Genomic DNA, 12,729 nt, shown 5'->3' with positions numbered 1-12,729 from the left:
CTTTCCTATTATTCTAATACATAATTCCTGTATTTGCAAGCGAAAATAGTAACAGGAAATGAATATGAATCAGGGAATTCAACGCTTTCCCGGTGGACAACCGTTGATTTTAATGGTATATTTGAAGACACCAGAAACATCAGAAAAGAGGATTATATTTTATGGCAGCTGCCCAGCAGAATAGAATACGTAATTTTTGCATTATTGCTCATATTGATCATGGAAAATCAACTCTCGCAGACAGAATTATCGAGAAAACAGGACTGCTGACCAGCAGAGAGATGCAGGCTCAGATTCTTGATAATATGGATCTGGAACGGGAGCGTGGAATAACCATCAAGGCCCAGGCAGTTCGTACTGTTTATAAGGCAAATGACGGACAGGAATACGTTTTTAACATGATTGACACACCGGGTCATGTTGACTTTAATTATGAGGTTTCAAGAAGCCTGGCAGCCTGTGACGGCGCTGTTTTAGTAGTAGATGCCTCCCAGGGAATTGAAGCTCAGACCCTTGCAAACGTTTATATGGCACTGGATCACGATCTGGATGTATTTCCAGTTTTAAATAAAATCGACCTTCCCAGTGCGGAGCCAGAGCGGGTGGTTGAGGAGATTGAAGATGTAATCGGCATTGAAGCTCACGATGCACCCAGAATCTCTGCCAAGACAGGTCTCAATGTTGAAGCGGTACTGGAAGCGATTGTTGAGAAAATACCCGCCCCTGTGGGAGATCCGGAAGCGCCCCTTCAGGCTCTGATCTTCGATTCCCTTTATGATTCTTACAAAGGAGTCATCGTATTCTTCCGTGTAAAAGAAGGAACGGTGAAAAAAGGAGATAAAGTTCGCATGATGGCCACCGGTGCGGTGGAAGAGGTAGTGGAAGTCGGATATTTCGGCGCAGGCCAGTTTTTACCCTGTGAAGAATTATCAGCAGGTATGGTTGGATATTTATCTGCCAGTATTAAAAACGTAAAGGATACGGCAGTGGGAGATACCATTACCCATGCTGACCGGCCATGTAAGCAGGCTCTTCCTGGTTATAAAAAGGTAACGTCCATGGTGTACTGCGGTCTCTACCCCTCCGACGGAGCCCGTTACAATGATCTTCGTGATGCACTTGAGAAGCTTCAGCTTAATGACGCTTCTTTATTCTTTGAACCGGAGACATCACTTGCCCTTGGCTTTGGTTTCCGCTGCGGATTCTTGGGACTTCTTCATCTGGAGGTAATTCAGGAACGTCTGGAACGGGAATATAATTTAGATCTTGTGACTACAGCGCCTGGCGTAGTCTATCATGTATTCAAAAAGAATGGGGAGAAGCTGGAACTGACCAACCCCTCCAATCTTCCTGATCCTACCGAGATTGAATATATGGAGGAGCCCATTGTCAGCGCAGAAATTATGGTAACTACGGAATTTGTAGGAGCCATTATGAAGCTTTGTCAGGAACGCCGTGGTGTTTATCTTGGAATGGAATATATGGAAGCTACCAGAGCCCTTTTAAAATATGAACTTCCGCTAAATGAAATCATCTACGATTTCTTTGATGCACTGAAATCCCGTTCCAGAGGCTATGCTTCCTTCGATTACGAGCTGAAAGGCTATGAAAAGTCGGAACTGGTAAAGCTGGATATATTAGTCAACAAAGAAGAAGTGGATGCACTTTCCTTTATTGTACATGCAGAATCCGCCTATGAGCGCGGCAGAAGAATGTGTGAAAAGCTAAAAGATGAGATTCCCAGACAGCTTTTTGAAATTCCCATTCAGGCAGCCGTCGGTGGCAAGATCATTGCCCGCGAGACAGTAAAAGCCATGAGAAAAGATGTACTTGCCAAATGCTACGGCGGTGATATTTCACGTAAGAAGAAACTTCTTGAAAAGCAGAAAGAAGGTAAAAAACGTATGCGCCAGGTCGGTAACGTTGAGATACCGCAGAAGGCATTTATGAGCGTACTAAAATTAGATGATGAATAAAAAAAATATGGAGATTTACGTGCACATCCCGTTTTGTGCACGTAAATGCGCTTACTGTGATTTCTTATCATTTCCCGGAAATAAACGGATGCAGCAGGAATATACAGAACAGCTGCTGGAAGAGATAAAATACCAGAGTGCATATACCAGAGAATATCAGGTCATCAGTATATTTATCGGGGGAGGGACGCCCTCTATTCTGGAAGCAAATCAGATGACTGCCATTCTTAACGCATTAAACAGTCAGTTTGACATACATCCGGAGGCGGAGATTACCCTGGAAGCCAATCCGGGAACCGTTACCTCAGAGGCACTCATTCAGTACAAACGTGCCGGAATAAACAGGATTAGTATGGGACTTCAGTCAGCTGACGATAAAGAACTTGGCTATCTTGGCAGAATACACACCTACGATGAGTTTTTAAAAAGCTATCAGAGAGTGCGCATGGCGGGATTTGATAACGTAAATGTGGACTTAATCTCGGCCATTCCCGGTCAGACAGTGGAATCATGGAAGAATACATTAAAAAAGGTTACCATGTTAAAGCCAGAGCATATTTCGGCATACAGCCTCATCGTTGAGGAAGGAACCCCGTTTTATGACCGCTATGGAGATCATGTGGAAATGGATAATGATTCTATGACGGGAGAGGAACGAAGGCGTCTGATGTCTCTTCCTGAGCTCCCTGACGAAGATATGGAGAGAGAAATGTATTATCTGACCAGAGAGTTCTTAAAAGAACAGGGATATGAGCGGTACGAGATTTCCAACTATTCCAGAAAGGGATATGAATGCAGGCATAACATCGGCTACTGGACAGGAGTGGAATATTTAGGTCTGGGACTTGGATCTTCTTCCTATATGAATGGCTGCCGTTCTCATAACACAGCCAGTTACGAGAATTATATCAAAGGCAGTTTTGGAAGAAAGGAAGAGTTTGACAAGCTTTTAAGACAGGAGTTTGAACACCTCTCCATGGAAGAAAAGATGGAGGAGTTTATGTTTTTGGGTCTCCGCCTGATTGAAGGAGTCTCTGCTCATGGTTTTGTCAGCAGTTTCGGCCAGAATATACGCCATGTATATGGCCCAATCCTTGATAAACTGGAGCAGGAAGGCCTGATGGAATTAAAGGAAGGGTTTTACCGGCTTACAGAACGGGGAATTGATATCAGCAATTACGTGATGAGCGAGTTTTTATTATAACATAAGGGGTCTGCAAAGAGAGAACAATTACTTTCTTTGCAGACCCCTTATTCTATTATGAAGCTTCATCACTGAACCAGAAAGACCTCCACACTCCTGGTGCCATAAGCCCGGGTCTCTCCATGGGTATTAAAAAAGATATCAATATGATTTCCTCTTACCCCACTGCCGCAGTCCTCAGCCGTATAAATCACTCCGTCGATCATAAGGCGGCTTCCATAAGGAATCACTCTTGGATCAACGGAAATGGTATGGCCTGCAGTGGCCACCGTGCCCGTACTGGTTCTTCCTCCCCATCTGCCTGAGCAGCCTCTGCATGGGCAGTAAGCTGTGGTCCTGAACATTCCAAGGGAACGAAGCCCGTTTGAAGAAGCAAAGGAACCAACACCATATACCCTGGAGCCGGAAAGCTTCTGACCGCCCGCATAAGCTTCTACAAGATAGGAACCATCTCCATAACTGTTCCAGGGAGCGGATACTTCAAATCCGTAATTTCCAGTGCCGGTGCCCTGATCAGCCAGATCCTCTCTGTATTTCGTTGCAGAAGCAGTCAGTTCTCCCACAACACTTCCGGTTGCCTGATTGGTAATGATGACCTGAACCTCCTGGGTGGAAGAGGGATTTAAGCTGTTCCAGGCCCATCCCCGGATGCTGGTTTCATCCGCACCGTCTATAATCCCAGGAGTCTGCTCTGCAAGGACATAAGCGGGTGATATTGTATAAAATGCTATCATTAGTAATGTTCCGAGGAACCAATGTAATTTCTTTGTTTTATTCATGTAATAATTACTTCCTTTCTTTTTCACAAAAAGTACATACAAATTAATATAATATAAATATATGTAACAGATTTGTAATAAATGAGGTACAAGTAATTATTTTACACTTTTTTCCATATTTGTCAAGTTTTTATATCTTTCTATACCCGGCAGCAGGATTTTCTGCATAAAAAAGATGCCGGAAAGGGAGAAATCCGCTTTCCGGCAACATATATGGACAATGATTTATTATCTTTCTATTACAGCAAATATCTCTTTTGACTGTCTTCCAAAAGCGAGAGCTTCTCCCCGGCTTCCGAAATAGATATCCACTTTGTTTCCTCTGATACCGCTTCCGGTATCTTCCACCGTATAGACAACGCCATCAATCATGACCTTTGATCCAAGTGGCAGTACAGTAAGATCTGCAGATAATGTGTGCAGCGGCTGTGGTATGGTTCCGGAGTAAGTCTTCTGCTGTCTTCCTGAGCTGCTGGGGCAGTAGGCTGTTGCAGAGAATATTCCCAAAGATGCTCCTCTTTCAAAAACCGGACCTGTGGGTGCTTTTTCTTCTGGCAGTTCTTTCTTTTCTATGCCCGGTCCTACATCGCTCATCGTAGCGTCACTTGCAGTAGCAACCGTTTCGGTACTGTTCTTTTTCATTTGCTTATCCGTATCTACACTCCCTGACTGTTGGCTTGCTGTACTCTGGCTATCAGCCGTCTGGGCAGCCATTGCAGTAGTGGATAACAGCAGAATACAAAGGAGTGTCAGTAATCCGGTGATCCGGAAACGTCTTGAAAAACTAATCATGATTTACCTCGCAATCGTGTTGTTATGGTGTATCAATTACCATTATATTACAAAAGTGTTAAATGTCAAGAAAAAAATGTCATAGGCTTTGTAATATTTGATAGAAAATTGAGATAAAATGTACATGCAGGTCATAAAAACTTCATTTAAAATTTTTCAGGAATGTATTGACAAATGTAGAAAAAAAGAATATATTATGAAAAGAAGATGTTAGCACTCCTAAACGTCGAGTGCTAACAAATACCTCTGAAAGGAGCGTGGCAGTTTGGATGATAAGGATCAGCTGGATGCACGGAAGATCATTATACTGAAAGCGATTATTAAAACTTATCTGGAAACAGGTGAACCGGTAGGATCCCGTACCATTTCAAAATATACGGACTTGAATTTAAGCTCCGCCACTATCCGGAATGAGATGTCTGATCTGGAAGAGATGGGTTATATTATGCAGCCCCATACTTCTGCTGGAAGGATTCCTTCCGATAAGGGATACCGCTTCTATGTGAATACCATTCTTCAGGAAAAGGAAGATGAGTTTACTGAGATTAAAGAATTAATGATAAAGCGTGTGGACCGGGTAGAATCCATGTTAAAGCAGGTAGCTAAGCTGCTTGCCCAGAATACCAACTATGCAGCCATGATCAGTGCGCCCCAGTACCATCATAACAAGTTAAAGTTTATCCAGCTGTCCAAGGTTGATGAAGAAAAATTGCTTGTGGTAATTGTGGTGGAAGGCAATATTATAAAGAACGCCATAATCCCCATTCGTTCAGAACTGAGCGACGAAGGAATATTGAATCTTAACATTCTTTTAAATAATGCTTTAAACGGGCTTTCTATAGAAGAGATCAATTTAGAAGTGATCAGCAGGTTAAAGACCCAGGCCGGTCCCCACAGCGAAGTGGTGGACCGGGTTTTATCGGAGGTGGCAGCGGCCATCAGAGCCGATGATGAAGATCTTCAGATTTATACCAGCGGAGCAACCAATATTTTTAAATATCCCGAATTAAGCGACGGAGAAAAAGCGAGTCAGTTAATCGGTGCGCTGGAACAGAAGGAACTACTTCAGGAACTGGTAGATGATGTAAACAGTTCAGAAAGCAGCTCTGGAATCCAGGTGTACATCGGAGATGAAGCACCTGTACAGACGATGAAGGACTGCAGTATCGTTACCGCCAACTATGAACTTGGGGAAGGTTTAAGAGGTACCATCGGTATCATTGGCCCCAAGCGAATGGATTATGAAAAGGTACTCAATACGCTGAGGAATTTAATGACCCAGCTGGATACCATTTTGAAAAAAGATGAAAGGTAAAGGGTAGAATATTGAGCATGGAAGATGTTAAAACAGACGAGAATCTGGCAGAAGAGACGACAAATCAGGAAGATGCCGTTTCCTCTGAAAAAGAGATAGACGTTACTTGCGACAGTAAGGAAGAATGTTCACAGGAACAGGAAGAGACACCAGAACCGGAAGGCGATGCAAAAGAGGAGCCGGAAAAGAAAAGCTTTTTCGGTAAGAAGAAAGAGAAAAAAGATCCAAAGGATGAGAAGATTGAGGAGCTTACAGACCGTCTTCAAAGATCCATGGCTGAATTTGATAATTTTAGAAAGCGGACTGAAAAAGAAAAGTCTGCCATGTTTGAAATCGGAGCTAAGGACATCATAGAGAGAATTCTCCCCGTAGTTGATAATTTTGAGCGGGGCCTGGCAGCGATTCCGGAAGCAGATAAGGAATCACCTTTTGCTGACGGTATGGAAAAGATCTATAAACAGCTGATGAAAACTCTGGATGAGGCAGGGGTTAAGCCCATTGAAGCGGTTGGAATGCCATTTGACCCCAATTACCACAATGCGGTTATGCATGTGGAGGATGACTCTCTTGGAGAGAATGTAGTTTCCCAGGAACTTCAAAAAGGTTACACCTATCGGGATACCGTGGTAAGACACTCCATGGTACAGGTAGCTAATTAATAATAAATCAGAAACTCTCACAATTTTGTTTATAAAATAGGAGGAAAAAACTATGGGTAAGATCATTGGAATTGACTTAGGAACAACAAACAGCTGCGTAGCCGTTATGGAAGGCGGTAAGCCAGTTGTAATCCCAAACAGCGAAGGCGTAAGAACAACACCATCTGTTGTTGCATTTACAAAGAATGGAGAAAGACTGGTTGGTGAACCTGCAAAACGTCAGGCAGTAACCAATGCAGACCGTACCATTTCTTCCATCAAAAGACATATGGGTACCGATTATAAAGTTACCATCGATGGAAAGAACTACAGCCCTCAGGAAATTTCTGCAATGATTCTTCAGAAATTAAAAGCAGATGCAGAGGCTTATTTAGGAGAAAAAGTTTCAGAAGCAGTTATTACCGTACCGGCTTATTTTAACGATGCACAGCGTCAGGCAACCAAGGATGCAGGAAAAATTGCAGGTCTTGATGTAAAACGTATTATCAACGAGCCGACAGCAGCAGCACTTGCTTATGGTCTTGATAATGAAAAAGAACAGAAGATCATGGTATACGATTTAGGCGGCGGTACATTCGATGTTTCCAACATCGAAATCGGTGATGGAGTAATTGAAGTACTTTCTACCAACGGCGATACCCGTTTAGGCGGAGATGATTTCGATAACCGTCTGACACAGTGGATGGTGGATGAATTCAAAAAGGCAGAAGGCGTTGACTTATCAGGTGACAAGATGGCTATGCAGAGATTAAAAGAAGCTGCTGAGAAGGCTAAGAAAGAATTATCTTCTTCCACCACAACCAATATTAACTTACCTTTCATTACTGCAACAGCAGAAGGTCCTAAGCATCTGGACATGAACTTATCCAGAGCTAAATTTGACGAACTGACACTTGATTTAATCGAGCGTACTGCGATTCCGGTACAGAGTGCATTAAAAGATGCAGGAATGACAGCAGCAGAGCTTGGAAAAGTACTTTTAGTTGGTGGATCTACCCGTATGCTGGCAGCTCAGGAAAAAGTAAAACAGCTGACAGGCAAAGAGCCTTCCAAGTCATTAAACCCAGATGAGTGCGTAGCAATCGGTGCATGTATCCAGGGTGGTAAGCTTGCAGGCGATGCAGGTGCAGGCGATATCCTTCTTCTTGACGTAACTCCGCTTTCCTTATCCATCGAGACAATGGGCGGCGTGGCTACCAGACTGATCGAGAGAAACACTACTATTCCTACAAAGAAGAGCCAGGTTTTCTCTACTGCAGCAGATAACCAGACAGCAGTTGACATTCATGTAGTACAGGGTGAGAGACAGTTTGCAAGAGACAACAAGACTCTCGGGCAGTTCCGTCTGGATGGAATTCCACCAGCAAGAAGAGGTGTTCCTCAGATCGAAGTTACGTTTGATATTGATGCCAACGGTATCGTTAACGTTTCCGCAAAAGATCTGGGAACAGGAAAAGAGCAGCATATCACCATCACCTCCGGATCCAACATGTCCGATACCGATATCGATAAGGCTGTAAAAGAGGCAGCTGAATACGAGGCTCAGGATAAGAAACGCAAGGATGCCATTGATGCAAGAAATGATGCAGATTCCATGGTATTCCAGACAGAGAAAGCACTTCAGGAAGTTGGAGATAAGATCGCAGATACAGACAAAGCAACTGTGGAAGCTGATTTAAATGCATTAAAAGAAGCAATCAACAGAGCTCCGTTGGAAGATATGACCGATGCTCAGGTTGAAGATATTAAGGCAGGCCGCGAAAAACTGATGAACAGCGCTCAGGCATTGTTTGCAAAGGTTTATGAGCAGGCACAGTCTCAGGCAGGCGCAGGCGCAGGTCCTGACATGGGAGCAGCAGATGCTTCTTACCAGGAAAGCGATGTTGTGGACGGAGATTACAAAGAAGTTTAATATTAAGTCGTTTGACAGGGCTTTGGGGAAAGTGTTGTAGGAATACAGCACTTTTTCCGCAGGAATAAATTCCTTACAATTATGAGAGGTAGACCTAAGATGGCAGAAAGTAAAAAAGATTATTATGAAATCCTTGGCGTTTCCAAAGATGCAGATGATGCAGCACTTAAGAAGGCCTATCGCGCATTGGCTAAAAAATACCATCCGGACACGAACCCTGGAGATACTGCTGCTGCAGAGAAATTCAAACAGGCTTCTGAAGCTTACAGCGTTTTAAGCGATCCGGACAAGAGACGCCAGTATGACCAGTTTGGTTCAGCTGCATTTGATGGAAGCGGCGGAGCTGGCGGTTTTGGCGGTTTTGATTTTAGCGGCTCCGATATGGGAGATATTTTCGGAGATATTTTTGGAGATATCTTTGGGGGCGGAAGAAGAAGCGCCCAGTATAACGGCCCGTTAAAGGGAGCAAATATCAGAACCAGCATCCGCATCAGCTTTGAAGAAGCGATTTTCGGCTGTGAACGGGAGATCGAGATCAATTTTAAGGAAGAGTGTGCTTCCTGCCATGGAAGCGGTGCAAAAGCGGGTACATCACCAGTAACCTGTCCCAAATGCAACGGGAAAGGCAAGATTATGTACACCCAGCAGTCCTTCTTTGGTCAGATTCAGAACGTACAGACCTGCCCGGACTGCGGCGGTACCGGTAAAGTGATTAAGGAAAAATGTCCGGACTGCTATGGTACAGGATATATCACAAAGAGAAAGAAGATCAAAGTCACCATTCCTGCCGGAATTGACAACGGACAGTCTGTAAGACTGGCTGGAGCCGGGGAGCCTGGAACCAATGGCGGAGAGAGGGGAGACCTTCTGGTTGAAGCAGTGGTTTCCAATCATCCCATATTTAAACGTCAGGATACCAGTATTTTCTCCACGGTACCCATTTCCTTTGCGAAAGCAGCACTTGGCGGCACCATACTGATAAAAACCGTAGACGGCGATGTAGAATACGAAGTTAAATCAGGAACACAGACAGATACCAAGGTGCGCTTAAAAGGAAAAGGCGTTCCTACTTTACGTAACCGTGCAGTCAGAGGCGATCACTATGTTACATTGGTGGTTTCCGTACCTGAACGTCTTACTGAGGCGCAAAAAGAAGCTTTGAAGAATTTCGATGAAGCCATGAACGGGAACCCGGACGGTGATAAACATAAAAAGAAGGGACTTTTTAAATAAAGCCTTTGAAAGTACATGTTACGGAGAAGGGAGAAGGTATGAGAGGGGTAAGAAAAAAAATAGTATGGGCAGCAGTCTTGTCAGGAATGATAATCCTGCTGTCCATGAATGCATGGGCGGATAATGGACAGACTGCCAGAGATTTTCCGGGCTGGAATGGTTCCGGCACCAAAATCGGCGGACCAGGTAACTCAGGTGATTACTTTGACTTCTGGGATGATGAGGATGAAGATGACGATGGACCGGGAAACCGCAGTACTGGAAGAGGATGGTATTATAGTCCTGCAGGCTGGTGGTTTCAGTATAGTGACGGCACATGGCCTTCTAACTGCTGGAAATTTATAAACGGCAGATGGTACCGCTTTGATCAGGGGGGACACATGGTCACAGGCTGGTATTCGGATCAGAATGGCGCAAAGTATTATCTAAATCCTGTTGATGATGGAATGCTTGGTGCCATGAGAACTGGCTGGCAGCTGATTGACAAAAAAGCATATTATTTTAACACCATGTCTGACGGAACACAGGGCAGACTTCTTTTGAATACAGTCACGCCGGATGGTTATCAGGTGGGGGCTGACGGGGCATGGGTTCCGTGAGGACTTTTTTGTATAAACGAAAAACAGGAGACATTTGAGATGACTGAATCATCAGCCGTTCCAAATTTCTCCTGTTTTTCATTACAAATTCTAATTGCCTTTAGATTGTAATTTTGTAAAAAAGATTCTGTTCCGGTCACAGACACTCAGGCGGGTGTGATGGAGTGTAATGCATCAAGGAATTTCGTTTACTTGATATTTTTTTTTGCCCTTATATCTGCTACGGAACAAAAGTCTTTTTCATCCGTTCTATTAGTTAATGCACCAAGTGGAAATTTTATTGCATTCTTTTTAAAAAAAAATAAAAAAATTATATTTTTTCCGGAATATGCTGGAGAAAGCCCGATTTTCTGCGCTTGCAACCCATATCATTGTATGTTATGATATCATGTGGTTTTCCTTGTGAAGGATTTTTATTCAGATAGGATTCGACGAAAGAAAGGAAACAGAAGATGAATCAATACTTAATTGTGTGTCCTCTTGTATTTCTGGCTGGACTGATAGATTCCATTGCCGGCGGAGGTGGACTTATTTCACTGCCTGCTTATCTTGCTGCGGGAATACCGCCGCATCTTGCAATTGGTACCAATAAGATGGGATCTGCCATGGGGACTGTGGTCTCTACGGCACGGTTTGCAAAAAATGGTTATATAAAAGTGAAACTGTCTTTGTGCGCAGCACTTCTGGCAATAGGAGGTTCTGTTATTGGAGCCCATTTATCCATGCTTGCAAGTGAGACGGTGTTAAAAACCATGATGTTAGTGGCACTGCCGGTTGTTGCGTTTTATGTATTAAAGAATAAAGATTTGGGAGAGCAGGAAGAAAATAAGGAAGTATCTGAGAGAAAAATGATTCTGATCACCATGGGGGCTGCCCTTGTGATTGGCTGCTATGACGGCTTTTATGGGCCTGGAACGGGAACGTTTTTGCTTCTCGTACTGACCGGTCTTGCAGGAATGGACATCAGAAGTGCTTCCGGAACCACCAAGGTGATTAATTTATCTTCAAACATTGCGGCTCTGACAACATTTTTAATAAATGGTAAAGTTTTAATTCCACTAGGTCTGGCAGCTGGTGTATTCTGTATTGCAGGACATTACATCGGTTCCGGACTTGTGGTGAAAAACGGGCTGAAGATCGTACGCCCTGTTGTACTTGTGGTTTTGTTGTGTCTCTTTGTGAAAATTATAAAAGGATAGGGAATCGTTATGAAATGGAAAAAATTTACTCTTACTACAACAACGGAGGCTGTTGATTTAGTCAGCAGCATGTTTGATGAAATTGGAATTGAAGGAATTGAAATCGAAGACAATATTCCTCTTACAGAAGCGGAAACGAAAGGGATGTTTATTGACATTCTTCCGGAACTGCCACCTGATGAGGGAGTGGCGAGAGTCAGCTTTTACTTAGATCCGGACTCTGATACCAATATAGAAGAGATGTTAATAAAGGTGGAAGAGGGACTTGATGAGCTTTCCATGTTTACGGATTTGGGAGCCCGCACCATTGAGACCAGCGAGACTGAGGACAAAGACTGGATTAACAACTGGAAACAGTATTTTAAACCATTTACTGTTGACGATATTTTAATTAAACCAACCTGGGAGGAGATCCCGGAAGAGCATAAAGAAAAACTTCTGATCGAAATTGATCCAGGTACTGCCTTTGGTACAGGACAGCATGAGACTACGCAGCTTTGCATTCGTCAGTTAAAAAAATATGTGAAACCAGGTGACCTTGTTCTTGATGTGGGTACCGGCAGCGGGATTCTTGGAATTACAGCACTTAAGCTTGGAGCCGGGGAAGTATTCGGAACAGACTTAGATGAAAATGCCATCACTGCCGTTATGGAAAATATGGAATCCAATCACATAGATCCAGAGAAATTTAAGGTTTTAAAAGGCAATATCATCAATGACAAAGAAGTAAAAGAGGCTGCAGGCTTTGAAAAATATGATGTAGTAGTGGCCAACATTCTGGCTGATGTCATTATTCCTTTACAGAAGGAAATTCCGGTTCATATGAAGAAAGGAACTGTCTTTATAACTTCCGGTATCATTAATATGAAGGAAGAAGCTGTAAAGCAGGCATTTGCTGCCAACGATGCCTTTGAACTGGTGGAGATTACCTATCAGGGAGAATGGGTTTCTGTGACAGTCAGAAAGAAATAGGTGCGCGTCCTGCGGACATACCTTTATGTCCAAAGAACATGGACAAGAAAGAGGAACGTCCTGCGGACATACCTTTATGTCCAAAGAAC

11 protein-coding genes are annotated in these 12,729 nt (G+C 43.5%); 9 read left to right on the top strand and 2 right to left on the bottom strand.

Features of this window, described 5'->3' with window-relative positions; translation table 11 throughout:
• Window positions 1–161: 161 nt before the first annotated feature.
• Window positions 162–1,976 (top strand): translation elongation factor 4, encoded by a 1,815-nt coding sequence (gene lepA / locus ABS301_RS10545; protein WP_349672192.1) that lies wholly within the window; start codon window positions 162–164, stop codon window positions 1,974–1,976.
• Window positions 1,966–3,180 carry a radical SAM family heme chaperone HemW gene (hemW, locus tag ABS301_RS10540; RefSeq protein ID WP_349672191.1) on the top strand — a complete coding sequence of 405 codons (1,215 nt, stop codon included), beginning with the start codon at window positions 1,966–1,968 and terminating at the stop codon, window positions 3,178–3,180. The genes lepA and hemW overlap by 11 nt, the downstream gene beginning before the upstream one ends.
• 68 nt (window positions 3,181–3,248) lie before the next feature.
• Here hemW and ABS301_RS10535 read toward each other — a convergent pair whose 3' ends face one another.
• Both ABS301_RS10535 and ABS301_RS10530 read right to left on the bottom strand, forming a co-directional pair.
• Entirely contained in the window at window positions 3,249–3,959 is a 711-nt protein-coding gene (locus tag ABS301_RS10535) for a 3D domain-containing protein (RefSeq protein ID WP_349672190.1), read from the bottom strand.
• A 228-nt stretch (window positions 3,960–4,187) separates the two neighbouring features.
• Window positions 4,188–4,751, bottom strand: a complete 564-nt coding sequence (locus ABS301_RS10530) for a 3D domain-containing protein (RefSeq protein WP_349672189.1) — start codon at window positions 4,749–4,751, stop codon at window positions 4,188–4,190.
• 265 nt (window positions 4,752–5,016) lie between these two features.
• Between ABS301_RS10530 and hrcA the strand changes: the two genes are divergently transcribed.
• The 7 genes from hrcA to prmA all read left to right on the top strand — a co-directional run bounded on the left by hrcA (window position 5,017) and on the right by prmA (window position 12,640).
• Window positions 5,017–6,066, top strand: a complete 1,050-nt coding sequence (gene hrcA / locus ABS301_RS10525; protein WP_349672188.1) for a heat-inducible transcriptional repressor HrcA — start codon at window positions 5,017–5,019, stop codon at window positions 6,064–6,066.
• 17 nt (window positions 6,067–6,083) lie between these two features.
• The gene (grpE, locus tag ABS301_RS10520) at window positions 6,084–6,725 is read left to right on the top strand and encodes a nucleotide exchange factor GrpE (RefSeq protein WP_349672187.1); all 642 of its coding nucleotides are present in this window, start codon (window positions 6,084–6,086) and stop codon (window positions 6,723–6,725) included.
• A gap of 52 nt (window positions 6,726–6,777) precedes the next feature.
• Entirely contained in the window at window positions 6,778–8,637 is a 1,860-nt protein-coding gene (gene dnaK / locus ABS301_RS10515; RefSeq protein WP_349672186.1) for a molecular chaperone DnaK, read from the top strand.
• A 99-nt stretch (window positions 8,638–8,736) separates the two neighbouring features.
• On the top strand, window positions 8,737–9,870 hold the full coding sequence (dnaJ, locus tag ABS301_RS10510) for a molecular chaperone DnaJ (protein ID WP_349672185.1): 1,134 nt from the start codon (window positions 8,737–8,739) through the stop codon (window positions 9,868–9,870).
• Window positions 9,871–9,908: 38 nt separating this feature from the next.
• Entirely contained in the window at window positions 9,909–10,469 is a 561-nt protein-coding gene (locus tag ABS301_RS10505) for a glucan-binding protein (RefSeq protein WP_349672184.1), read from the top strand.
• A gap of 452 nt (window positions 10,470–10,921) precedes the next feature.
• Window positions 10,922–11,668: a sulfite exporter TauE/SafE family protein gene (locus ABS301_RS10500; protein ID WP_349672183.1), complete on the top strand. Its 747-nt coding sequence runs from the start codon at window positions 10,922–10,924 to the stop codon at window positions 11,666–11,668.
• 9 nt (window positions 11,669–11,677) lie between these two features.
• Window positions 11,678–12,640, top strand: coding sequence for a 50S ribosomal protein L11 methyltransferase (prmA, locus tag ABS301_RS10495; RefSeq protein WP_349672182.1), 963 nt, complete (start codon window positions 11,678–11,680; stop codon window positions 12,638–12,640).
• Window positions 12,641–12,729: the final 89 nt, after the last annotated feature.

Source organism: Lacrimispora sp., assembly GCF_031982545.1.
Taxonomy (GTDB): domain Bacteria; phylum Bacillota; class Clostridia; order Lachnospirales; family Lachnospiraceae; genus Lacrimispora.
This window is presented reverse-complemented; position numbering and strand designations above follow the sequence as displayed.